Here is a 23,871-nt window from a genome sequence, read left to right on the forward strand (position 1 = left end):
AGGAGAGCCTCGCCCGATCAGGGTGAGGCTCCCCTTTGCCGGTGATGACGATGACCCGCGGACTTCAGATCTCGGTCGGCCAGCATTCCGACAAGGGTCGCAAGCCCATCAACCAGGATTTTCACGGCGTCCTCGTTCCGGACGAGCCGATGCTCAGCCTGAAGGGCATTGCGGCCGTCCTCGCCGACGGCATCTCCAGCAGCACGGTGAGCCAGATCGCCAGCGAGTCGGCGGTCAAGAGCTTCCTGATGGACTATTATTGCACGTCGGAATCCTGGACGGTGAAGACCTCCGCCCGCCGCGTGCTGGACGCGACCAATTCCTGGCTCCACGCGCAGACGCGCAAGAGCCAATATGCCTATGACCGTGACAAGGGTTATGTCTGCACGCTGAGCGCCATGGTCATCAAGGCGACCACCGCGCACATCTTCCACGTCGGCGACTGTCGCGTCTACCGCGTGGCCGGCAAGGCGCTCGAACAGCTGACCGACGATCACCGGATCATCGTGTCCTCGGAGCAGACCTATCTCGGCCGTGCGCTCGGGATCAATCCGCAGCTCGAGATCGACTACCAGAGTTTCGAGATCGAGACTGGCGACACGTTCCTGCTGGCGACCGACGGCGCCTATGAATTCGTCGACGCGCGTTTTGTCACGAGTGCGCTCAGCGAGCATGCAGCCGAGCTCGACGGAGCGGCGAAGGCGATCGTCGAGGAAGCCTACCGGCGCGGCAGCGACGACAACATCACAGTCCAGATCCTCCGCATCGATGCAGTGCCGCAGCGCGAGCCGGCCGGCATCTTCAACCAGACCTCCCAGCTGCCGCTTCCCCCGCTGCCGGAGCCGCGGGCCGTCTTCGACGGCTACAGGATCGTCCGCGAAATCCACGCCAGCAGCCGCAGCCACATCTACCTTGCCGTCGACGCGGTGACCGAGGAGCCGGTCGCGCTGAAGCTCCCGTCGATCGATTTGCGCGACAATGCCGCATACCTCAAGCGCTTCCTGATGGAGGAGTGGATCGCGCGCCGGATCGACAGCCCGCACGTGCTCAAGCCGTTGTCACAGTCGAAACGGCGCAGCTACCTCTACGTCGCGACCGAATTCGTCGAAGGTCAGACTTTGCGGCAATGGATGACGGACAATCCACGTCCCGATCTCGAAACCGTCCGCGGACTGGTCGAGCAGATCGCCGCGGGCCTGCGCGCCTTCCACCGCATGGAGATGCTGCATCAGGACTTGAGGCCCGACAACATCCTGATCGACAAGACCGGCACCGCGAAGATCATTGACTTCGGATCGGTCAGGGTGGCAGGCGTCGCGGAGGCCACCCCTCAGGACGAGGCCGACGAAATTCTGGGAACGGTCCAGTACACGGCGCCGGAATATTTTCTTGGGCAAGGCGGCTCGCCGCGCTCCGACATGTTTTCGCTCGCCGTGATCTGTTACCAGATGCTGACGGGAAAGCTTCCCTACGGCACTCAAATCGCCAGGATCCGGCGCAAGGCGGACGTGCGGAGGCTCAAATACCGCCCGGCCGATGACGACAGCAACGTGCCCGCCTGGGTCGACGGCGCGCTCAGACGTGCGCTGCATCCGGATCCCTACAAGCGGCACGAGGATCTGTCCGAATTCGTCTTCGAGCTTCGCACACCCAATCCGGCCTATCTCGACACGCGGATCACGCCGCTCTTGGAGCGCAGCCCGCTGATGTTCTGGAAATTGACCACGGCGGCGCTCGCCTGCGTCGTCGTGGTCCTGCTTGCGATGTTGCACGCGCGCTGATCCGGGTGTCGCCACGCAAAGCATCACCACGTGATCAGCGGAGACCGATGCAGCCAGGTATCGGCGCGCACTTGATCCAGCACGAATGTCGCAACGTCTTCGCGCGCGATGCTACCGCCATGGAAGCCCGAAAGATCCGTCAGGGCCCGGACCGAGCCGCGGCCGGGCTTGTTGTTCAGGATCGAGGGGCGAACCAGGACCCAGTCCAGCCCGCTGTCTTTGACGATTGCTTCCTGCCGGTCCTTGTCGGTGTACACCTTCTTCAGGAGAAGCGGAAAGATCACATTGTCGGCGACAAAGCCGCCGTGCCCGGCACTGTCGCCGGCGCCCATTCCCGTGATGCAAACGAGCCGCGAGACCTGCTCGGCCTTCATCGCGCTCACGAGCGCGCGCGTCCCGGTCGAGAGAAGCGTCACCTCGCGGAACGGGCTTACCGGTGTACCCAGCGCACTGACCACGGCCTCACGGCCTTTGAGGGCTGCGCGCAGGGCTGTTTCATCGCGGGCGTCTCCGACGATAAGCTTCGCCCCCGTGATGTCACGTGCCTTCTCGGCGGAACGCACCAGCACGGTGACGTCGTAGCCTCGCGCCACCGCCTGGTTGACGATCAGGCGACCGGTGGCACCGGTCGCTCCAAGCACCAATATCTTCGTCGCACCTTGCGGATCCGCCGGAACAGTGGCGATTGAAGAGGTCATGATGGGAGTCCTCGTTGTCGTGATGGGGACGTGCCCATGCCGTCAGGCAGAGGCCGCGATTTCGGAGACGAAGTCGCGATAGGAGCGCAGGGGACGGCCCAACAACGCGGTCAGACGCTCGACGTCGCCGGCTTCGGGGACCATTCCCTCGGTGAGGAAACGCTCGCTCATCAGCCGCATGTCGTAGGCCATCCAGCTCGGCATGAACTGCCGGAGATTCTTCTCGAAGCCGGCGGTATCGTCACCGGGATAGGCGATCGTGCGACCCAGCACCTCCGACCAGGCGGCGGCGGCTTTCGCGCCGGTCAGCGTATCGGGACCGACAAGATTGATGCGCGTGAGCGGAAGCGGTGTTGCAGCGCGCTCACGACGGATCAGCTCGAGGGCCGCGATCTCACCGATGTCGCGCGCATGGATCATGGCGAGTCCCCTGCTCCCGATCGGCATCGGATAGATGCCATATCCGGTCACCACGTCCTTGATCGTGACGTCGTTGTTCATGAAGTACGCCGGGCGCAGGATGGTGGCGTTGAAGCCCATCTGCTCGATCATCCGCTCGACGCCGAACTTGCCGGCAAAGTGCGGGACGTTCACGTAGCGATCGCTGTGGATCACCGAGAGGTACACGACCCGCTCGACGCCAGCCTCGCGGGCGACGTTGAGCGCGATCAGCGCTTGCGTGAATTCATCCGGCACCACTGCGTTGAGCAGGAACAGGGTCGAGACGCCCTTGAACGCGCTGCGGATCGAGTCGACGTCGAGCAGGTCGCCCTGCACGACGGTGACGCCTGCCGGGAGGTTTGCCTTGGCTGGATCGCGGGCGAGAGCACGGACATCGGCGCCGCGTTTGGCGAGCTGTTCGACGACGTGGCGGCCGACGGTGCCGGTTGCACCGGTAACGAGGATGGTCATGGAGATCACTCCGGGTTGGTCAGAAGACACCCGGAAATTAGCGATCCACAAACGAACCGATAGCCGCTATATTTGGACGGACTGTCTCACTGGTGGAACGATGTACCTGCTCGCACTGACCGACTTCAATCTCGTCGCCCGGCACGGCGGCTTCGGACGGGCCGCACGCGCCACCGGACGCCCGAAAGCCACCCTGTCCCGGCGGGTCGCCGAGCTGGAAGCTGCCCTCGACCTGCGCCTGTTCGAGCGCGGGGCGCGCACCCTGAAACTCACACAGGAAGGACGCGCCCTTTACGAGCGGACGGGGGCCTTGCTCACCGAGCTCGATGAGACGGCGACAGCGATCGCCTCGGGTGGGGACAGGCCGCGGGGGCGCTTGCGGATCAGCGCGCCCTTGCTGTTCTCGCAGACTGCAATGGGAAACCTCGCGGCTGGGTTCGCGCTCAGATATCCGGAGATCCGTCTTGAGGTCACGACGGAAGATCGCTCCGTCGACATGGTGGAGGAAGGGTATGACCTCGTCATTCGGGTCAATCCCGATCCGGATGACAGCCTTGTCGGACGAATCTTTCTGCGCGATCGGCTGGTGGTCGTGGCAAGCCCGGACCTGAAACGACCGAGGGACGGCATCGCTGTGCCGGCTGTCATGCGCGGAGCGGGCGACCAGCTGACAAGCTGGGAAGTCACGATGCCCAGTGGAAGGTCGCGCATCGCGATTGATCCGGTCCTGCGCCTGTCATCGCTCGTCATGGTTCGCGACGCGGTCCGGGCGGGCGTCGGCGCCGCACGCCTTCCGGTATCACTGGTCAGTCACGACCTGGCTGCCGGCACGCTGGTGCATTGGGGCGACATCGACGGACCGGAGATCGCGTTGTGGACGCTCTATCCATCGCGCCGGCTGTTGAGCGCGCGCGTCTCCGCCTTCCTCGACTTCATGAAAGAAGCCTTTCCGATGGGGACGCCTGACGAGCTGGCGGCGTTTATCGGGAGATGAGCGGGCGGCGCGCGCTGCTCGCGCCTGACGGTCAGGCGTGCTCCTCCGCCTTCGTCCCCAGCGGCTTCGGCGCCATGCCGCCGCCGGGCTTGAGGTGGAATTCGTAGGTCATCAGGTGCCATCGCCCGTTCGCCTTGCTGCCGTCGGGCAGCTCGAGATCGTTGCGCGGCTCGACCTTGGCGACGAGGTCGTCCTTCACGCCGAACACCACGTCGGAATCCAGATATTTGTCGCCGTCCATGAAGACGTGGGTGATCAGCGGCTCGTAGCCCTTGGCATTGACCAGGAAGTGCACATGCGCCGGGCGCATCGGGTGACGGTTGGTCTGCACGATCATCTCGCCGACCGGGCCGTCGGTCGGGATCGGGTAGCTGCACGGCAAGATGGTGCGGAAGAAGAAGCGGCCATCGCTGTCGGTGATGAAGCGCGCCCGCGCCGAGGCGCCGACCTCGTCATAGTTCGGCTTCTGCGAGTCATAGAAGCCGTCATCGTCAGCGTGCCAGACGTCGACGGGGACATTCGCGAGCGGCTTGCCGTCGAGATCGGTGACACGGCTCTGCACGAACATCCGTTCGCCGGTTTGATTGTTCGGAGAGATGTCGGTTCCGTGCGCGGTCACCTTGTGCTCGCCGACATAGAACGGCCCGAGCACGGTGGTCTGGGTGGCGCCCTCGCGCTCGCGATGGTTGACCGCGTCGACCAGCATGGAGACGCCGAGCACGTCGGACAGCAGGATGAATTCCTGTCGTGTGTCCGTGCATTTCTGGCCGGTGCGGGTCAGGAAATCGATGGCGTATTCCCATTCCGCGAAAGTGAGGCCGGTCTTGCTCACGTAATCGTGCAGCGACTTCACCAATTCCTGGAGCAGGAATTTCGCGCGCGGGTCAGGTGTCTGGTCAAAGCTCCGGACGACGGCTTCGGTGAGTTCGGTTTCGTTGAACTGGGTCATGGTCGTTTGCCTGCGTTTTCTCATTGGCCCGTTGGGGATCTTTTTGGGCTGCTTGGAGGCGTTCCAAAGTGAAGCCTACACCAAACAGCCGGCCGGCGTTAAGCGCGACCGGGTTGGAATAAGACCGCCTTTTCGGCTATCAACGGCGGACAAAACTTTCGGAGGAACTGATGCTCGCCCCCACCCCCGCCTCGCCCGAATCCGTGGGCATGTCCAAGGCCGCGCTCGACCGTGTCGATGCGCATCTGAAGAGCCGGTACATCGATGCCGGTCGCTTCCCGGGCACGCATCTCCTGGTCTATCGCCGTGGCAAGATCGCCCACAGCTCGGTGCAGGGTTTTGCCGACGTCGAACGCAAGCTGCCCGTCAAGGATGACACCATCTACCGCATCTATTCCATGACGAAGCCGCTCACCAGCGTCGCCTTCATGATGCTGGTCGAGCAAGGCCTCGTCGCCATCGATGAGCCGGTCGCCAAGTACATTCCGGAATGGAAGGATCTCGGCGTGTTCGTCGCCGGCACTGCGCCTTCCTTCCTGACCCGGCCGCCGTCGCGGCCGATGCTGATCGTCGACCTCCTGCGCCACACCTCCGGCCTCACCTACGGCTTCCAGCAGCGCTCGAACGTCGATGCCGCCTACCGCGCCGAAAAGATCGGCGAGGTCGAGAAATCCGGCACGCTCCAGACCATGATCGAGAGCCTTGCAAAAATCCCGCTGGAGTTCTCGCCGGGCGAGGCCTGGAATTACTCGGTTTCGACCGACGTGCTCGGCTACCTCATTGGCAAGATCTCCGGCATACCCTTCGAGCAGTTCCTGAAACAGCGCATTCTCGATCCACTCGGCATGACCGACACTGATTTCCACGTGCCGGCTTCCAAGGCCCACCGGTTCGCTGCCTGTTACTCGGCCGACCCGGGTGGCGGCATGACCTTCCATGCCGGCCAGCGCCGCGAGGGCCTGACGTTGCAGGATGATCCAACCAAGAGTTCGTTCCTGTCACCGCCGTCCCTGATTTCGGGCGGCGGCGGGCTGTGCTCGACGACGGCCGACTATCTCACCTTCTGCCGTGCGCTGCTCAATGGCGGCGAACTCGGCGGCGTCAGGTTGATCGGGCCGAAGACGCTGGCGCTTATGACGACCAACCACATTCCGGGTGGACGCTCGCTGCCGGAAGTGTCGCGCTCGCTGTTCGCGGAAGCCGCCTACAACGGCATCGGCTTCGGCCTCGGCTTCGCCGTGACGATGCGCCCGGCCGAGACGCTGGTCGCCGGCAGCCCCGGTGAATACAATTGGGGCGGCGCGGCCACGACGTCGTTCTGGATCGACCCGGCCGAAGAATTGATCACCATCTTCATGACGCAGGTGCTGCCGTCGAGCGCCTACCCGCTCCGGCGCGAGCTGCGCAGCATGGTCTACGCTGCGATCACCGAGAGCAATCTCTGAGAAAAATGCACCGATCCCGCGGCATCAGAGCCGCGGGATCAAGCCCCGCTCATTTCAACATCTCCGGCACGATCAGGCGCGGCAGGAACAGGGAAACGCTGGGCCAAATAATGAGCGCCGCCAGCACGAGCAGCATGGGGATCAGCATGATCACCGTGTCCTTAAGCGCATAGCGCAGCCGTACCCCGGCGATCGAGCAGGCGATCATCAAGCAGAGGCCATAAGGCGGCGTCACCAATCCGAAGGCGAGCGAGACGATCGAGATGATCGCAAACTGCACCGGATGAAGGTCGACCGATTTCGCCAGCGGTTCGAGAACGGTGCCGACGATGATGATCGCCGGAATGGCGTCGAGGAAGCAGCCCACCACCAGAAAGCAGAACGCGATGAAGAAGCCGGCCCCGATCGCGCCCATGCCCCAGGTCGAGACGTTAGCCAGCAGTTCCTGCGGAATCCTGTAATAGGCCAGCAGCCAGCCGAACGCGCTCGCGGTACCCACGCAGAACAGCGCCACGCCGGCAAGGCGCCCGGTATCGAGCAGCGCCTTGTAGAGTTCGCGCGCGCCGGTTTCACGGTAGAAGAACGTCGACAGCGCCACGGAATAGAGCACTGCGACGCAGGCGGATTCGGTCGCGGTGAACCACCCCAGCAGGATGCCGCCGACAATGATGAACGGCGTCATCAGCGCCGGTATCGAGCGCCAGATGGCGCAGCACATCTCCCTCCAGGTGTCCTTCGGATAGGTCGGATAGCCCCGGCGCACGGCATAGATATGCACTGTTGCCATCTGCGCGCCCGCGATTAGCAATCCCGGCACGATGCCTGCGAGGTACATCGCGGCGATCGAGGTCGAGATCAGTCCGCCCCACACGATCATCAGGATCGAGGGTGGGATGATGACGGCGAGCACGGCCGAGACCGCGGTGATGGCGATCGAGAACGAGAGATCGTAGCCCTCCTTGGTCTGGGCATCGATGAATATCTTGGACTGGCTCGCCGCGTCCGCGGTGGAGGATCCGGAGATGCCGGCAAAGAACACCGACAGCACCACGTTGATCTGCGCCAGCGACCCCGGCCAGTGCCCGACCATCGAGCGGGACAGCGCGACCAGCCGGTCGGTGATGCCGCCGATGCTCATCAGATTGGCGGTGAGCAGGAAGAACGGGACCGCTAGCAGGATGAATGAATTGTAGGCGTTGAAGGTTTCCTGCGCGAGCGTCATCAGCGACAGATGCGGCTCGATCAGCAGGATCGGCACGCAGGCAAGGCCAAGCGCGAAGGCGACCGGGACGCGGATGATGAGCAGGCCAACGAAAGTACCGAACAGGACCATTGCGGCCTGCCCGGCAGAAAGAACATTGCCGCTCATTGATTTGTCCCAAACAAAATCCGCATCTCGTCGACGATCTGTTCACCGGCGAACACGATCCAGGTCACGCCGGAAATCGGCCAGGCGACGTGGATCAGCCAAAGCGGCAGATCGGCCAGCTCCGAAGTTCTGTTCCAGGCAAAGCGGGTGAACTCGATTCCGGCGGTTACGAACACCAGTGCCAGCGCCAGCACGCCGAGCCGCGCGAGAATCCGGACCATGGCTTCGCTTCGGCGTGACAGGTCAGGCCAGACGTCGACTTCAAAATGCTGCGACTCTCTGATGCCGACCATGGCGCCAATCATGACCGTCCAGATGAACATGAACCGCGCCATCTCCTCGGTCCAGATGTAGGACGGAATCAAAGGCGTGTAGCGCGAGATGATCTGCAACGTGACCGGAATGACCAGCATACCGACGGAGGCGGCGAGCAGGATTTCCAGCAGTTTTGCATAAGCCGCCGTTGCTCGGCGCCATGGCGACGGGTTCGGTGGCATCGATATTTCAGTCATCACGACTCCGGGGGATCACAATCACGCAATGGGGCAAGCCGTCTGGCTTGCCCCGACGTCCTGTCGCGTGGGCGGCGACAGTTTTCAGACGACGTTGATCTTCTCGAAAATGCCTTCCGCGCCAATTTCCTTGGCGTAGGTGGCCATCACGGGATCGGCGAGCTTCTTCATGGCGTCCCGTTCTTCGAAGGGAACGCGCTTGAGCTTCCCGGCCTTCTCCAGCGTGTCGAGCTTGACGACTTCTTCACTCGACTCCAGTTGTCGGCCGTAGTCGCCGGCCTCCTTGCCGGCCTTCATGATCGCGTCCTGCAACTCCTTCGGCAAGGTCTTTAGCGTCTTCACCGAGAAGCAGATCGGCCGGATCGACACGGCGTGTTGGGTCAGGTTGAGATGCGGAGCCACTTCGTAGAACTTCATCGCCTCGACGCCGGCCGCCTCGTTCTCGCCGGCCGCAATCACGCCGTTCTGGATCGCGTTGTAGATTTCGTTGTAGGCGATCACCGTCGGGCTCATGCCTACGGCCGCAAAGGTCTTCGACCAGATCGGCGCGCCCTGTACGCGCACCTTGAGTCCCCTAAGGTCGGCGAGAGTCTTGAGCGGCTTGTTGGCGAAGATATTGCGGATGCCACCGCCGGAATAGCCGATCAGAACGACCTCGGCCTTGGACGCAACTTCGTCGGCGATCGGCGCCAGGATATTGGCTTCGACGACCTTGTTCATGTGGTCGATGCCCTTGAACACGAAGGGCGCGTCGATGAACGGGGCCGCCTTGGCGAAGGTCGACATGTGAGCCGGCGAGACGATGCCGTAATCGACGGCTTTGCCCTGCGACATGTACTCGAAATATTGCTTTTCGAGGCCAAGCGAGGAATTCCTGTGCAGTGTGAAGTTGACGGGCTTGCCGTAGTACTTCTTGACCAGCTCTTCGAACCGGAGCAGGGCCCGGTTGAAGGCGTGGTCGTCGTTGAACTGGACCGCGCCGTTCAATGTGATCGGCGACTGTGCCCTGACGATTGACGGCATGCCCATCGCAGCCGCCGCAGTGGTCGCGCCGAGCCCAGCGAGAAATAATCTTCGCTTCATCGTCTCCCCTCCTTTTGATGCTCCGGCCCTGTCGCCGGGCCGTGAGCGCAGCCGGTATGCGGCTTGCGAGTGGGAAGCGTATGGAAAACCTCGGCGGGACGGAAGTCATTTCACGCGCGCGGGAGGCCCTCTTCGTCGCAGGGCCACCCCTTTCGCGAACTGCTGCACTGCAACTTGCGCTCCTGCCGGTGCGTGGCAGGCCGAGGGGAGCAGCCTCTCTTAGCAGACAGACGGCGTGCGGGCCCGTGCGCTGCACGCACAGACCCGCCTTCCACTGCCGCTTAGTGCATGTGGCCGATCAGATAGATGCCGCCGCCGATCACCAGCACGGCCGGCACGGCCCAGAGAATCAGAACTGGCATTTGTCATCCTCCTCAGTTGGACGTGCAGACCTTGACGGTCTTCATTCCGGCTTCAGCTTCGGTGCGCGATTTGTAGATCGCGCCCGATGGGCTGACCACGGTCATGGACGTGTCCGTCGGCTTCTTGTCGACGATTGTGCACTTCTTCGTCTTGACGTCCTGCACGACATAGAACTCGTCGGCCGCGAACGCCGGCAGGGATATTGCGGAAAGCATCAATGCTGCAGTTACTATCTTCAACTTCATTTGTAGTCCTCCTCCAGAGCCCGAGCCGTCAGCCCGGTCATCTACAAACGGGAAAAAGCGGCAATTAGTTCCCTGAGCCGGGAACGCTGTCCGCAATGAGGGGTTGTTGCGGCGCATGTTCAAACGAGGAGAACGAGATGAAGAAGTTGTTCCTGCTTTCCGCCGCGGCGGTCCTGATGTCGACCGGTGCTTTCGCGCAATCGACCGTCGTGACGACGACCGGGACGGGCCACGCGGCGGCCGTCCAGATCGAGCCGCAGTACCGAACCAAGATCAAATCCTACGTCACCGAGCATCGCATTCGCCCGGTGACCACGAAGGAAAAGATCGTTGTCGGTGCGGCGGTGCCGAGCGGCGTCGAGCTTGAGGCCGTTCCCGCAGACTGGGGTCCGTCGCTGACGAAGTATCGCTACGTCTACTCCGGCGATCGCGTGATGCTCGTCGATCCCGGTACGCGCACGGTCGTTCAGGAAATTGATTGATCCAGGTGTAAGGGGGCCGCCTTGAGGCGGCCTCCCTCTCTGGGAGTTGACGTTATGCAATCGCATCGAGAGGCCCGGATCGCCGGGCTCAGCCTGGCGGCCGTGTACGCCATGTGTCTCCTACTGACCGCAATCAGCATGAGCTGAGGCGCAGCCGCGGACCGCGCTGCAAAATCTTCTTCCTGGGTGGCGCGTCCGAACGCAAAAATTATGGCGTAGCGCAAATCCCGCCCCTATGGTCTCCCAAAATCATAAATCCGGCGCTCCCCTGCGCTGGAACCGGGACGCCCGCGTTTGTCAAAGCTCACTTTGCCGGTCCGGCTCGCTCTTCTGGTGACGGGAACGATGTTGCCGCTGATCGTCTTCGCGGTCGGCATTGCCGTCTACAATTACAAACAGGACCGCAACGACGCGACCCGCCGCGTGCTGGAGAATGTGCGCAGCATGCGCCTCGTGCTGGACTCCGAGGTGCAGCGGATGACCGGCGGCCTGCAGGTGCTTGCACTGACGAATTCGCTGCGCAACGACGACTTCCAGAGCTTCCGCCGCATCGCGCTCGGCTTCGTCGACCAGTACGGCAAAGGCGGCCTCGTGCTGATCTCCGATCGCAAGGGCCGGCTGTTGTTTTCCTCCGCGACCGAGGACACCGCAAGCCTGCCGCCACGCGGTCATCTTGAGATCATCGAGAAGGTGTTTGCGACCAGGTCGCCGCAATATTCCGACCTGTTCACCGGCGCGATCAACGGCCGGCAGGTGCTTACGGTCGAGGTTCCGGTGCTCCGCGACGGCGAAGTGATCTACGACCTCTGCTTCAGCCCGCCGGTCAGCACCTTTCAGGACCTGGTGGAAAAGCAACGGCCCGACCGGGATTGGACGGTCTCCCTGCTCGACACCAAGGCTATCGTGTTCGCGCGCACGCCGAACCCTACGGAGATCTTTGGCAAACGGGCTACCGGCGCACTGTACGAGAGTATGTTGCGCACGCCGGAAGCCGCACTCTCGACGGTTTCGCTCGACGGCGTCGCGTTGTCGACCGTCTATACGAGGTCGCGGCTGACCGGCTGGACCATCGTGGCCGGCGTCGCCGAGAGCTCGCTAATCGCTCCGCTCTGGCGCAACATCGCGATCACCAGTTTTATCGGCGGCGTCCTGCTGCTGACCGGCCTGACCTTCGCGGTCCGGATGGCGACCACGATCGCGCGCGGCGAGATGCTGCACGATCTCCTGATCGACGAGCTCAACCATCGCGTCAAGAACACGCTCGCGTTGATGCAGGCGATCGCCGTGCAGACCTTCCGCAGCGCCAGCCGGGACGAGCGGGTAAAATTCGAGGGCCGGCTCGGCGCGCTGGCCGAGGCGCATAATTTGCTCAGCCAGGAGAAATGGGCGGGCTCCGAGCTGCGGGACGTGATCGCCCGCGCGCTCCAGCCGTTCCTGCTGAATAATCCGGAGCGCATCCGCATGGCCGGACCCGCGGTGCCGCTGTCGCCGCGGCTCGCCGTGGTGCTGTCGATGATCGTGCACGAGATCGCCACCAACGCCGCGAAATACGGCGCGCTATCCAACGAGACCGGCCGGGTGACGCTGGAGTGGCAGGTCATCGCCGATGCGCCGAAGCCGCGGCTGCGCCTGATCTGGACCGAGATCGGCGGACCGCCGGTGACGGCGCCGGTGCAACGCGGCTTCGGCTCGCGCCTGATCGAGCGCAGCGCGCGCGACCAGCTCGGCGGCGAGGCAACGGTCGACTTCCTGCCCGCGGCGTGGTCTGCACGGTGATTTGCGCGCTGGACGAGGCGCGATGAACGGAGGCCGGCAATGAAGATCACTAGGGTTCGCACGCACATTCTCGAAGCAAAGCTGTCGCAGCCCTTTGCCTATTCGCGCGCCTGGTACGACACGCGCACCGCAATGCTGGTCGAGATCGAGACCGACAATGGTCTTATCGGATGGGGCGAATGCTACGGTCCGGCACGCATGACGGCGGCGGTAGTTCGCAGCATCGAACCATGGCTGATCGGCGAGGATCCGTTGGGCACCGACGTGCTATGGCAGATGGTCTACGCGCGCTTGCGCGATCACGGCCAGAAGGGCGTCGTGATCCAGGGAATGAGCGGCATCGACATCGCGCTATGGGACATCAAGGGCAAGCATTTTGGCGTACCCGTGCATCAGCTTCTCGGCGGCGCCGCGCGCAAGCAGGTTGCCGCCTACGCAACCGGTCTCTACCGGCGCAAGTCAGGCGATCCGCTGACCTATCTGCCGGAGGAAGCGGCGGGTTATGCCGCCGAGGGATTCCGTGCCGTGAAGTTGAAGGTCGGTTTCGGCATCGCCGAAGATGCCGCAATCACCCGCGCGGTGCGCGAGGCGATCGGCCCCGATGTCGCGCTGATGGTCGATGCGAACCACGCCTATGACGCGGTCGCGGCGATCCGGCTCGGCCGCCTGATCGAGCGCCATGACATCGGATGGTTTGAGGAGCCGGTGCCGCCGGAGGATGTCGCGGGCTATCGCGCGGTGAAATCCGCGCTCACGATTCCGGTCGCCGGCGGCGAGTGCGAATTCACGCGCTTCGGCTTCCGCGAGCTGTTCGTCTCGCACGCGCTCGACATCGCCCAGCCCGACACCTGCGCGGCGGGTGGTTTGAGTGAATGCAAGAAGATCGCCGACATGAGTGAGGCGTTCGGCATCCGCTACAATCCGCACGTCTGGGGCACCGGGATTGCGATCGCCGCCTCGCTCCAGCTCCTCGCGGTGCTGCCCTCGCAAACGCCGACTTCGCTGTCACCGCTCGAGCCGATGCTGGAATTCGACCGCACTGAACATCCGATCCGGCAGGCGATTTTGCAGGAGCCGATCGAGCATGCGAGCGGCGTCGTGCGGGTGCCCGAGGGGCCGGGCCTCGGTATCGAGATCGACCGCGCCGCGCTAGCGCGCTTTGATGCGGAGGCCTAACCGATCGTCTGCAACGTCGGAAACGTCTCCAGCAGCCAGATGCTCACGTTCGAGACCGCGCCGGTGAGGAATCCAATACCGGTGATCACCATCAGGACGCCCATGGCACGCTCGACATTGACGAGATGGCCCTTCATGCGCGCGAACAGGGTGGAAAACTGCTCGATCATCAGGGCAGCGATCAGGAAGGGAATGCCGAGCCCGGCCGAATAGACCGCGAGCAGGCCGGCGCCTCTCGTCACTGTCGCTTCGGCGGCGGCGACCGAGAGGATCGCGGCGAGGATCGGGCCGATACAGGGTGTCCAGCCAAAGGCAAAGGCCAGCCCCATCACATAAGCGCCCCAGAGGCCGACGGGCTTGGGCGCGGTCAAGCGTCCCTCGCGCATCAACAGGCCGATGCGCGTCAGGCCGAGGAAGTGCAGGCCCATGACGATGATGACGATGCCGGCGAGGATCGAGAGTTCGGCCGACCAGGCCCGGATCAGCGCCCCGATCAGCGAGGCGCTGGCGCCGAGCGCCACGAACACCGTGGAGAAGCCGAGCACGAACAGGAGTGCCGACATCATGATGGCGCGTTTGGAGGCCGATGCGGGCTCTTCGCTTTCGACATGCTCGATCGTCGCGCCCGTCAGATAGATCAGGTAGGGCGGGACCAGCGGCAGGACGCACGGGGAGAGGAAGCTGACGAGGCCGGCAATCAGCGCCGCCGGGATCGAAACATTTTGCATGATGCAGTCGGAACCATCTCTGGCGCCGATGCGGCGCGAGGGGAATGCGCGCGGCCCGGAGCCGAACCGGCTCTGGTGTAGCCGATGCCAGCGAATGCGCAACAGAGGCGCACAAAACCAGGGCTCCTCCCGATGCCGTCTGTGATCACAGATGCGGCACCGGGACACGCACAAATCTCGCCAAAAAGCGAAACTCGGCGGCGCGGCTACTTCACCACGCGGAGCAGCGGACGCCGGGGCTGGTCCTGCGTCTGCTTGGAAGGGGGCTGCGGTTCGCTCGTGGCCGTCCGCAGCATTTCGTCGCACAGTGCCTTGAGATCGGCACTGTCAATTCCTTTGAGCTTCATCCGCACGTCCAGGATGACAATGGACAGCAGCTCGGCCGACTCACGGCTATTGCTCTCGTTGAGCACCCTGCGGCACTCTTCGAGCGTTTCCAGCACCGACTGCAACTGTTCGTCTGAATGCGACACGGCGTTCTTTCCGCTAATTCGGCCTGTGAGACGTGGTTGTGACGACCCCTTTGGCCCCCATGGAGCGTCGAGGATAACACGAGGCCGCTACGCCCCCGAACATGATTTCAGTGTGTTTCTGCCTTGAAACCGCGGTTCCGGCGCGTATCGCGTCGCGCCGCCGGCCGTCGAAACGCTCAGTCGTAAAGCGCTCGATCGTAAAACGCTCGCTCGTAAAACGCCTGGCGTGCTGCAATTGATCCATCGCGGAAGGCACCTGCTCTCGCGCAAGGACGTTCATTGCGGACAATGCCGACAATCCCGCAGGCAAGTCACGGCTCACAACGGAACTCACGCCACACCCCTCATACGGGCGATGGTTTGCCCGATTCCTAGCCCTTGTTCCTAGGCTTGGCAGCACCCGAATACCACCTGCGGCGTAGTAAGGATGACGTTCAAAACTCGTCGTTCCCCAACCCGCCGTGGTTGTGGTTTGCCCGAGATTCTGCCAGTTTAGCGACCCGAAGGGACTTGTATGCACTCCTTGGCGGAAAGGGGCGTTCCTCTGGAGGAACGCCCAAAGACAAACGTCAGCGGCCTCTCGGACTGGGATGCGGCGCGCATTTTCCTGGAAGTTGTCCGATGCGGAAGTTTCCGCTCGGCGGCCGAGCGCCTGTCGCTGTCGATCAACGCCGTTCGCCGCCGGATCGATGATTTCGAACGCCAGACCGGCACCACGTTGTTCACCCGCGACGTCCACGGCACCCGTCTGACCGACGAAGGCGCGCTGGTGGTCTCCGCCGTCGAGCAAATGGAGGCGGCTGCCTTCGACGTGCTGCGCACCAGCGATTCGACGGCGAACGCCCTGTCCGGCGAGGTCCGCGTCGCCGTCACCGAGGGACTTGGCACATTCTGGCTCGCCCCGCGACTGGTCGAATTCCAGCAGACCTATCCGAAGATCCTGGTCGATCTGCATTGCGCGATGCGTTCGGCCGACGTCTCCCGCCATGAGGCCGACGTCGCCATTCACCTGTCGCGGCCTTCGGCGCTCGACGTCAAGCTGGTGCGGCTCGGCCGCATGCATCTGATGTTCTGGGCCTCCGAGAAATACATTTCGAAACATGGCGCGCCGCGCTCGGCGATGGAGTTGATCAAGCACCGCCTGGTGCTGCAGTTCGCCGACCAGCTTGCTGCCAAGCAAACTTTCGAGAGCTTCTTCCCCGGCGTTCCGGAACGTGACCTTCTGGTCATGAAGACCAACGTCTCGAGCGCCAACTACTGGGCGGTCGCGAATGGCGCCGGAATCGGCGTGTTTCCGAGCTACGCCATTGCGCTTGGCGGGAAGTTGATTCCACTGGAGGTCGAGCTGAACAGACCGCTGGATATCTGGTTGTCCTACCATCCCGGTAGCGGCCGGATTCCGCGCGTACGACACATGATTGACTGGCTGATCGAAGCCTTCAATCCGGCGCGTTTCCCGTGGTTTAAGGAAGAGTTCGTGCACCCGCATGAATTCAAGGACGAGTATATGGGCGAACCCCTGACCCAGCTCTTCGGGGGGTTTTCAACCGAAGACCGATGAGAAAAAAGATGAAGACAGCGGCGAAGAGAATGAAGCAGCGCAGTGCCGGCAAGCCGGACATTGAGCTGGGCAAGCGAATCCGTCTACGGCGCGTCGAGATGAAGGTCTCGCAGGCCGAGCTCGGCGAGAAGCTCGGCGTCAGTTTCCAGCAGGTCCAGAAGTACGAGAAGGGCGTCAATCGCGTCGGCGCGGCCCGGCTTCAGCAGATCGCCACCGCCCTCGATGTGCCCGTGACCTTCTTCTATGACGGCGACAACAAGGCGCGCGAAGTCGAGAGCCTGCTCTTCCTGGACTCGGCCTTCAGCCTCCGCCTGCTGCGCGCCTACAGCAAGATCAAGGACCAGACGGTGCAGCGTCAGCTCGTCTCGCTGATGGAATCGATCGCGGCGAACGAAGCCTGAGCCGATCGGCATTCGTGCCTTTCTGCCCGATGTTCAATCCGCCGCGCCACGGGGCGCGGCTGGATTGGACGAGATCCGGACGAGATATCTCCGGCCGCGCGCTCGCGCGGACTTCTCGGGGCGGCATGACCGCCCCTTTTTGTTGACCATTTTTCCCGCCGTCGCCCGCGGTTTGCGCGAACCCATTCCGGCCCTCTCGCGACCCAATCCAGAGACCGCGTGCCTTGCGCATGGGGCTCGCGATGCGCCGTGCTTAAGGGAGCCGCAACCGGGAGGCGCTAGCCTCCCGCCGATTTCTCGAATCAGCCCGACGAACCGGGAATTGCCGATGCGAGCGCCTGTCCGGGCCTCGCTCTCATAGGGAAGATGGGACACATGTCGAAGCGCCATGCGATAATCATTGCCGTCGGCATGCTTGCGAGCGCCTCTGCGCTTGCTCAGACCGAGACCATTGGACAGGCCGGGCCCAAGCCGGCGACTGCGGCTGGCACGGTGCCGGCCATCGCCAATCCGGCCCACGCAGCCGCACCGAAAACCGCCGCGCCGGCGGCCGCATCTACGGCGGAGAGCCGTTCGGCCGCAGCGCTCGCGCTGACGCATGAGCCGACCTATGACGAAGGCTCCGCCCAGCGCATCAAGGATGCGGCGCTGAGCTATTCCGATCTGGCCGTGCGCGGCGGCTGGCCGACGATCCCGGCGGACGCCAAATTCGCGCCCGGCGCCCAGGGCGCCAATGACGATCTCCTGCGCAAACGGCTGATCGTCTCCGGCGATCTTTCCGCCGACAAGGCGAGCGGCGCCCTCGACCAGGATCTCGCCGACGCCGTGAAACGCTTCCAGGCCCGCCACGGCCTCGCGCCGACCGGAACGATGACGCCGCGCACGATCGCGGCGATGAACGTGCCGGTGCAGAAGCGCATCCGGCAGCTGGAGGCTTCGCTGCAGCGGCTCGAGAACATGAATTTCGGCTTCGGCCAGCGCTATGTCGTGGTCAACATCCCCGCCGCCTTTGCCGAAGCGGTCGAGAACGACGTCGTGGTAAGGCGCTATCGCGTGATCGTCGGCAAGACCGAAAAGCCCTCGCCGACGCTGACGGCCCAGATCAGCAGCGTCGTCCTCAATCCGACCTGGACGGTGCCCTCCTCGATCGCCAAGACCGAGATCTCCGCGCATATGCGCAAGGATCCCAGCTATCTGTCGCGCATGCACATGGAGGTGCTCGACGCCCACGACAATCCGATCGACCCGAATTCGGTTGACTGGTCGGGCACCCATACGCCGAATTTCACCGTGCGCCAGCACAACGGCACGTTCAACGCGCTCGGCGCGGTCAAGATCGACATGCCGAATTCCTATTCGGTCTACATGCACGACACCAACCAGCGCAATCTGTTCAGCGATGATTACCGCTTCGATTCCCACGGCTGCTCGCGCGTCGACAATGTGCGCGATCTCGCCGCCTGGCTGCTGAAGGACCAGCCGAAATGGAGCCGCGCCGCGATCGACGCGGAGATCGCCAGCGGCCAGCATCTCGACGTCGCCATGGCGAAGAAGGTGCCGGTGGCCTGGATCTACCTCACGGCGTGGATGACCAAGGACCAGACCGTCCAGTTCCGCAACGACGTCTATCACCAGGACGAGCAGTTGCTGGAGGCGACCGCCGAAGAGGCGGCCTTCTTCAGCAATGCCGGCAGCCACCCGCTGACCGCGCACATGACCAGATAGATCGCGCCATGCAATCGCGGCACAGGCGGCTGCAAAGCCAGGTCCGTTGTCGCGGTTGACCCTGGCCTCGCCCCGGCCGAACATTGCGCCTCGCCAACGAAAGCGCCCGCGATGTCCGACATGTCCAGCACGACCGAAATTCCCTACGCCGACGGCAAGATCCTCAAGCACACAGCCAGTGGCGTCGGCGTGATCACGTTCAACAATCCCGACAAGCGCAACGCGATGTCGCTGGAGATGTGGGAGGGATTTGGCGAGGCGCTGACCGCCTTACGCGATGACGCTGCCGTGCGCGTCGTGATCCTGCGCGGCGGCGGTGGCAAGGCATTCGTGTCGGGCGCCGACATCAGCCAGTTCGAGAAGACGCGCCATAACGCCGCCGCTTCCGAGGAATACGCAAAACGCAGCGCCGCCCAGCGCGCGCTGCTCGCCGATTATCCCAAGCCAACGATTGCCTGCATCCAGGGTTTTTGTCTCGGCGGCGGCATGCAGGTGGCGATGCTCGCCGACATCCGCATCGCCTCCCATGGCAGCCAGTTCGGCATTCCCGCGGCGAAGCTCGGCATCGCTTATGGCTATGACGGCTTGCGGCACTTGGTGTCGCTGGTTGGCCCGTCCTGGGCACGGCTCCTGATGTATACGGGCATGCGCATCGATGCGTCGGAAGCGCTGCGCATCGGGTTGGTCGAGCGCGTGCTTCCGGAGGATCAGCTCTGGGGCGAGACCATGGCCATCGCCGAGACGATCTCGCAAAATGCGCCGCTCGCGATCAAGGCCGCCAAGCTCACCATCGCGCAAGTGTTGAAGGACGAAAGCGCGCGCGACATGGACGCGATCAGGGCGGTCGGCACGGCCTGTATGGACAGCGTGGATTTTCGCGAGGGCCGGCAGGCCTTCATGGAGAAGCGCAAGCCGCAGTTCCAGGGACAGTGATTCCGTCGCCAGCGAGCAAAATGAAACAATCCAGAGTGCCTCTGCCTGCTTGGCTCTTCGCGATGACGGCGGGCAAACTGAACATGCATTCAGGAAGATTAAATTCCCACGGCCCCGCAACACCATAGCAACCAGCTGATTTGCTGGAAGTTCTCTCGCCATCAAACGAGGGAGATTGCGATGAAACTGAAATTTGCTGTTGTTGGTCTGGCTGCCCTGGGCGGCGCCGCTCTCGCATCAGGACAGGCACTCGCAGCGATGCCGAACGGCATTCCGCAGGCCGACCGTATCGCGAGCGGCCCGGCAGCCGACGTCGATCAGGTGCGCTGGGTCTGCAACCCCTGGGGTCGCTGCTTCTGGCGTCCGAATTATTACGGCGCCTACGGTTTTTACGGCGGCCCGCGACGCTTCTACGGCGGCCGTCCGTGGGGCTGGGGCGGCCACCGCCACTGGCGTCGCTGGTGAATTTCGAGGGGCCGCGAGGCCCCTCTTCCTTGATTACAGCGCCGCAAGTACCGCCTTCGTAATGTCGGCGGTACCGTTGCTGCCGCCGAACTCCATCGGCTTGAGGCCGCCGGCGTAGACCTTGTCCACAGCGCGCTCGATTTGCTCGCAGGCCTCGGCGGCGCCCTCGACACCGTGCTTGTCGGCGAGCCAGTCCAGCATCATTGCAGCCGACAAGATCATCCCGGTGGGATTGGCCTTGCCCTGCCCCATGATGTCGGGCGCGGTGCCGTGGCAAGGCTGGAACGCGGCATATTTGTCGCCGATGTCGGCCGAGGGCGCCATGCCGAGGCCGCCGATCAGGCTCGCGGTGATGTCGGAGACGATGTCTCCGAACATGTTCTCCATCACCATCACGTCGAAATCCCAAGGACGCTTCACCAGCATCGCTGAGCAAGCATCGACATAGAGCCGGTCGGTCTTCACCTCCGGATGACGCTTGGCGATCTCGTCGAAGATGCCGCGGAAGAACGCAAAGGCCTTGAACACGTTCGCCTTGTCGACGCAGGCCAGCGCGCCGGGCTTGCCGCGCGCCTTGCGCCGCTCGGCGAGGCGAAACGAGAACTCGAACAGGCGCTCGGACGTCTTGCGCGTGATCACCATGGTTTCGCGCGCCTCCTCATGGGTGACGACGCCCTTGCCCATCGAGGCGAACAGGCCTTCGGTGGACTCCCTGATCACGACGAGATCGATGCCGCGCTGGTCGGCGCCGACGATCGGGCTCGGCACGCCCGGAATGAGCCGCGCCGGGCGCACACCGGCATAGAGATCGAAGATGAAGCGCAGCTCGATCTGCGGCGCGATCTCGGTGTTGTCAGGATAGCGCACCGACGGCAGGCCGCAGGCGCCGAGCAGGATCGCGTCCGCCTCCTCGCACAGCTTGATGGTGGTGTCCGGCATCGACTTGCCGGCGGCGAGATAATGATTGGCGCCCGCCGGCCCCTCGGTGAAGCGAAAGCTCAGGCCGGATTTCGTCTCGATCTTGCGCAGGACTTCGATGGCCGGCGCCATGACTTCGGGACCGATGCCGTCACCGGCAAGCACGGCAATGTGGAAGGCATTATTTGCGGACATGGGAAGCCTCAGGAGGAGCGAGCTAAATCGTCATTGCGAGCGAAGCGAAGCAATCCAGAACTGCATCTGCGGAAACACTCTGGATTGCTTCGTCGCTTCGCTCCTCGCAATGACGGAGGATGGAGCGTTGGTTACGGCGTCAGCACCGTGCGGCCAACCACCGCGCCCTGCTGCAGCTGCACCAGCGCGTCGTTGGCCTTGGCGAGCGGCTGCCGCGTCACGGGGATCGGCGCTATGTTCTTCGCTCGCACCAGGTCGAGCAGCTCCTGCGTCTCGCGCAAATTGCCGACATAGCTGCCCTGGATCGTCACCGCCTTGATCGGAATCAGCGGCAGCGCCCAGGTCGCACCGCCGCCGAACAGGCCGACGAGGACGAGCTTGCCGCCCTTGGTCAGGCAGTCGAAGCCGAGTTGCGTGGTGGCGGCGTTTCCGACGAGATCGAGCACGGCGCGGATGGGACCACCGGCTTTCTTGGCAAGCTGCTCCAGCGCGTCGGCCGCCTTGGGATCGACGGTCGCGAGCGCGCCGGCTTGCTCCGCCGCTTCGCGTTTCTTCGCGTCGATGTCGACCATGATCGCGCCCTTGCCGCCCATCGCCTTCAGCAGCGACAGTGCCATCAGGCCAAGTCCGCCGGCGCCGAACATCACGATCGGCGTGTCGAAGTGCTGCTCGAGCTTCTTCAGCGCGCTGTAGGTCGTGACGCCCGAGCAGGCGTAGGGTGCAGCTGACGCGGGATCGAGGCCTTTGAGGTTGAGCAAATAGCGCGGATGCGGCACCAGCATGTGGTCGGAATAGCCGCCGGCGCAATAGACGCCGAGCGAGCGCGGCGTCAGGCACATGTTCTCGTCACCGGCGAGACAGGTCGCGCATTTGCCGCAACCGATCCAGGGATAGACCAGCCCGACATCGCCGATCTTCACGTCGCCCTGGTCCGACGACTTCACGTCCGGGCCGAAGGCGAGCACCTCGCCGACCGTCTCGTGCCCCATGGTCAGCGGCAGGTTGATGCCGCGATCCTTCAGCGAGAGCGGCTTGCGGCCGTGGCCGAGATCGTAGCCACCTTCCCAAATGTGAAGGTCGCTATGGCAGACGCCGGCCGCCTTCACCTTGATCAGCACCTGCGTGCCGGACGGTTGCGGCGTGGCCTCGTCGAACTCCTGCAGCGGCGCCTTGAAATCGGCGACCTTGAAACTTTTCATTGGCGTCCTCCCGGATATTTTTCTTATCGTCGCCACCATGGCATGGGCGGCAGGACGAGACAAACTCGGACCTGTCTAATTTAGGCTGACGGATGATGGCAAGCCGGCCACGCGCAACGCCGCATTGCTTGCCACAGCGTGGTATCCGTCAGACTTCCCGTGAGACTTGCCGTCAGCCTTGCCCTCAGCCTTGCACGGCTGTTTTGCCTGACGGAATTGGCGCATTGTCGGTGAGCCCGATCTCCGCGCGCAGTCCGTCCGTGTGCTCGCCAAGAACGGCCATCGTCTTGCCCGGTGTTGTATCAGCACCGGTCATCCGGAACGGCAGATTGAGGACCTGGAACGAGCCGCCTTCATCCTCGACAGACGAGAGCGCCTCTCGGTGCGCGAGCTGCGGATCGGCCAGTGCTTCGGACACAGTGCGGTAGGCCGAGGCCGGCACGCCGGCCGCACCTAACGCGACAAGACAGACATCGGTCGAGAGCTGCCGCGACCAGGCCTCGACACCGTCCATCAAGTCGGCCCAATGATCGCGACGCGCGGCGTAGGTGGAGAAGCGCGGATCGGAGATCCATTCGGGGCGGCCGATCACTCCCATCAGTCCCTGAAACGTCTTCTCGCTGGCAACCGTGATCATGACATAACCGCTCGCCGTCTCGGTCGGCCCGAACATCGGGCGCGGCGGCGGCTTCACGGTGAACTGCGAGTTCTGCAACTCGATCAATGTCAGCGTCAGCATCGATTCCAGCATGGAAACGTCGATATGCTGGCCGAGCCCAGTCAGGGTGCGCTGGTAGAGCGCCGACGCGATCGCGCCGAACCCGTAGGTGCCGGTGACGACGTCGGCATGGTAGATGCCGCAATAATCCGGGCGGCTGCGGCCGGGCTGATAGGCGAGATGCGCCATGTCGTAGCCCGAGGCTGCATGGATCACCGGCGCATAGGCCGGCAGCTCGGCCGACGGGCCGCTCTGGCCGTAGCCGGAGATCGAGCAGTAGATCAACTTCGGGTTGACCGTGCGTATTCTGTCATAGTCGAGCCGCAGCCGATGCATCACGCCCGGGCGGAAGTTCTCGACCAGGATGTCGGCAGTCGCGGCCAGCCGGCGGACCGCCTCCTTGCCGTCCTCGGACTTGAGGTCGAGCACGACGCTCTTCTTGCCGACGTTGAGCTGGCCGAACACGGTGCTGCAGCCCTTGCGCAGCGGCGGCCGGGTCCGCATCGTCTCGCCGCCGTCGGTCTCGATCTTGATGACCTCGGCGCCCATGTCGGCGAGCATCCGCGCACAATGGGGACCGGCGATGGTGGTCGAAAAATCCAGGACCCTAAGGCCGGCGAAGGCCTTTGGCGTGGTCCCCTCATGCTTATCTGATAGCTGCATGCCTGCTTGCGTCCTTGAGTCACTTAGGAACTTATCGAAGTTCTCTGTTGTTGGTGCGCCGACCCTAGAGGGCGGCCGCTGAGTAGGAAAGTCTTTACCGAACAGAC

The 23,871-nt window shown here is 63.6% G+C and carries 22 protein-coding genes and 1 pseudogene; 11 read left to right on the forward strand and 12 right to left on the reverse strand.

From position 1 onward, the window contains the following. Positions 1-44 precede the first annotated feature (44 nt). Positions 45-1,781, forward strand: a complete 1,737-nt coding sequence (locus BcanWU425_RS28255; RefSeq protein WP_204513907.1) for a bifunctional protein-serine/threonine kinase/phosphatase — start codon at positions 45-47, stop codon at positions 1,779-1,781. Between the two features lie 23 nt (positions 1,782-1,804). On the opposite strand, the gene BcanWU425_RS28260 is transcribed toward BcanWU425_RS28255, so the two are convergent. Together BcanWU425_RS28260 and BcanWU425_RS28265 are read right to left on the reverse strand one after the other, a co-directional pair. Then, on the reverse strand, positions 1,805-2,479 hold the full coding sequence (locus tag BcanWU425_RS28260; protein ID WP_204510582.1) for an NAD(P)-dependent oxidoreductase: 675 nt from the start codon (positions 2,477-2,479) through the stop codon (positions 1,805-1,807). A 42-nt stretch (positions 2,480-2,521) separates the two neighbouring features. Then, entirely contained in the window at positions 2,522-3,391 is an 870-nt protein-coding gene (locus BcanWU425_RS28265) for an SDR family oxidoreductase (protein ID WP_204510581.1), read from the reverse strand. Between the two features lie 100 nt (positions 3,392-3,491). On the opposite strand from BcanWU425_RS28265, the gene BcanWU425_RS28270 reads away from it, so the two are divergent. Beyond that, positions 3,492-4,385 (forward strand): LysR family transcriptional regulator, encoded by an 894-nt coding sequence (locus tag BcanWU425_RS28270; protein WP_204513906.1) that lies wholly within the window; start codon positions 3,492-3,494, stop codon positions 4,383-4,385. A 31-nt stretch (positions 4,386-4,416) separates the two neighbouring features. Here the strand turns inward: BcanWU425_RS28270 and BcanWU425_RS28275 are convergent, their stop codons facing one another. Continuing rightward, the gene (locus tag BcanWU425_RS28275) at positions 4,417-5,334 is read right to left on the reverse strand and encodes an intradiol ring-cleavage dioxygenase (RefSeq protein WP_204510580.1); all 918 of its coding nucleotides are present in this window, start codon (positions 5,332-5,334) and stop codon (positions 4,417-4,419) included. A gap of 170 nt (positions 5,335-5,504) precedes the next feature. Here BcanWU425_RS28275 and BcanWU425_RS28280 point away from each other — a divergent pair, with 170 nt between their 5' ends. Beyond that, positions 5,505-6,779, forward strand: coding sequence for a serine hydrolase domain-containing protein (locus tag BcanWU425_RS28280; protein WP_018457099.1), 1,275 nt, complete (start codon positions 5,505-5,507; stop codon positions 6,777-6,779). Positions 6,780-6,828: 49 nt separating this feature from the next. Here BcanWU425_RS28280 and BcanWU425_RS28285 read toward each other — a convergent pair whose 3' ends face one another. The 4 genes from BcanWU425_RS28285 to BcanWU425_RS28300 form a co-directional block, all read right to left on the reverse strand. After that, positions 6,829-8,148, reverse strand: coding sequence for a TRAP transporter large permease (locus tag BcanWU425_RS28285; protein WP_018457100.1), 1,320 nt, complete (start codon positions 8,146-8,148; stop codon positions 6,829-6,831). Further along, a complete protein-coding gene (locus tag BcanWU425_RS28290) occupies positions 8,145-8,660 on the reverse strand; it encodes a TRAP transporter small permease (RefSeq protein WP_204510579.1) in 516 nt (171 codons plus the stop codon). The genes BcanWU425_RS28285 and BcanWU425_RS28290 overlap by 4 nt, the downstream gene beginning before the upstream one ends. 84 nt (positions 8,661-8,744) lie before the next feature. Further along, on the reverse strand, positions 8,745-9,743 hold the full coding sequence (locus BcanWU425_RS28295; protein WP_204510578.1) for a TRAP transporter substrate-binding protein: 999 nt from the start codon (positions 9,741-9,743) through the stop codon (positions 8,745-8,747). Positions 9,744-10,117: 374 nt separating this feature from the next. Further along, a complete protein-coding gene (locus BcanWU425_RS28300) occupies positions 10,118-10,351 on the reverse strand; it encodes a hypothetical protein (protein ID WP_026233301.1) in 234 nt (77 codons plus the stop codon). A 137-nt stretch (positions 10,352-10,488) separates the two neighbouring features. Here BcanWU425_RS28300 and BcanWU425_RS28305 point away from each other — a divergent pair, with 137 nt between their 5' ends. The 3 genes and pseudogenes from BcanWU425_RS28305 (at position 10,489) to BcanWU425_RS28315 (ending at position 13,785) form a co-directional block, all read left to right on the forward strand. Further along, a complete protein-coding gene (locus BcanWU425_RS28305; protein ID WP_204510577.1) occupies positions 10,489-10,833 on the forward strand; it encodes a DUF1236 domain-containing protein in 345 nt (114 codons plus the stop codon). Positions 10,834-11,178: 345 nt separating this feature from the next. Then, positions 11,179-12,635: pseudogene (locus BcanWU425_RS28310) on the forward strand (sensor histidine kinase). Between the two features lie 13 nt (positions 12,636-12,648). Further along, positions 12,649-13,785 (forward strand): mandelate racemase/muconate lactonizing enzyme family protein, encoded by a 1,137-nt coding sequence (locus tag BcanWU425_RS28315; RefSeq protein ID WP_204510576.1) that lies wholly within the window; start codon positions 12,649-12,651, stop codon positions 13,783-13,785. On the opposite strand, the gene BcanWU425_RS28320 is transcribed toward BcanWU425_RS28315, so the two are convergent. Both BcanWU425_RS28320 and BcanWU425_RS28325 read right to left on the reverse strand, forming a co-directional pair. Then, entirely contained in the window at positions 13,782-14,513 is a 732-nt protein-coding gene (locus BcanWU425_RS28320) for a cytochrome c biogenesis CcdA family protein (RefSeq protein WP_204510575.1), read from the reverse strand. The genes BcanWU425_RS28315 and BcanWU425_RS28320 overlap by 4 nt on opposite strands. Positions 14,514-14,719: 206 nt before the next feature. Continuing rightward, positions 14,720-14,986, reverse strand: a complete 267-nt coding sequence (locus BcanWU425_RS28325) for a hypothetical protein (RefSeq protein WP_018457109.1) — start codon at positions 14,984-14,986, stop codon at positions 14,720-14,722. A gap of 514 nt (positions 14,987-15,500) precedes the next feature. Here BcanWU425_RS28325 and BcanWU425_RS28330 point away from each other — a divergent pair. The 5 genes from BcanWU425_RS28330 to BcanWU425_RS28350 all read left to right on the forward strand — a co-directional run bounded on the left by BcanWU425_RS28330 (position 15,501) and on the right by BcanWU425_RS28350 (position 20,071). Beyond that, positions 15,501-16,547, forward strand: a complete 1,047-nt coding sequence (locus tag BcanWU425_RS28330; RefSeq protein ID WP_231188740.1) for a LysR family transcriptional regulator — start codon at positions 15,501-15,503, stop codon at positions 16,545-16,547. Positions 16,548-16,576: 29 nt separating this feature from the next. Next, positions 16,577-16,948, forward strand: a complete 372-nt coding sequence (locus BcanWU425_RS28335; RefSeq protein ID WP_026233304.1) for a helix-turn-helix domain-containing protein — start codon at positions 16,577-16,579, stop codon at positions 16,946-16,948. 375 nt (positions 16,949-17,323) lie between these two features. Further along, entirely contained in the window at positions 17,324-18,673 is a 1,350-nt protein-coding gene (locus tag BcanWU425_RS28340; RefSeq protein ID WP_085352113.1) for a L,D-transpeptidase family protein, read from the forward strand. 111 nt (positions 18,674-18,784) lie between these two features. Next, positions 18,785-19,606 (forward strand): enoyl-CoA hydratase, encoded by an 822-nt coding sequence (locus BcanWU425_RS28345; RefSeq protein WP_018457114.1) that lies wholly within the window; start codon positions 18,785-18,787, stop codon positions 19,604-19,606. A 180-nt stretch (positions 19,607-19,786) separates the two neighbouring features. Then, on the forward strand, positions 19,787-20,071 hold the full coding sequence (locus tag BcanWU425_RS28350) for a hypothetical protein (RefSeq protein ID WP_085352111.1): 285 nt from the start codon (positions 19,787-19,789) through the stop codon (positions 20,069-20,071). A 33-nt stretch (positions 20,072-20,104) separates the two neighbouring features. Here BcanWU425_RS28350 and BcanWU425_RS28355 read toward each other — a convergent pair whose 3' ends face one another. The 3 genes from BcanWU425_RS28355 to BcanWU425_RS28365 form a co-directional block, all read right to left on the reverse strand. Next, positions 20,105-21,184, reverse strand: coding sequence for an isocitrate/isopropylmalate dehydrogenase family protein (locus tag BcanWU425_RS28355; protein WP_204510574.1), 1,080 nt, complete (start codon positions 21,182-21,184; stop codon positions 20,105-20,107). 131 nt (positions 21,185-21,315) lie between these two features. Further along, positions 21,316-22,383 (reverse strand): alcohol dehydrogenase, encoded by a 1,068-nt coding sequence (locus tag BcanWU425_RS28360; protein WP_204510573.1) that lies wholly within the window; start codon positions 22,381-22,383, stop codon positions 21,316-21,318. A 184-nt stretch (positions 22,384-22,567) separates the two neighbouring features. Next, positions 22,568-23,764 (reverse strand): CaiB/BaiF CoA transferase family protein, encoded by a 1,197-nt coding sequence (locus BcanWU425_RS28365; RefSeq protein WP_204510572.1) that lies wholly within the window; start codon positions 23,762-23,764, stop codon positions 22,568-22,570. Positions 23,765-23,871: the final 107 nt, after the last annotated feature.

Origin of the sequence: Bradyrhizobium sp. WU425, from assembly GCF_021052305.1 — a bacterium.
Lineage (GTDB): Bacteria > Pseudomonadota > Alphaproteobacteria > Rhizobiales > Xanthobacteraceae > Bradyrhizobium > Bradyrhizobium canariense_D.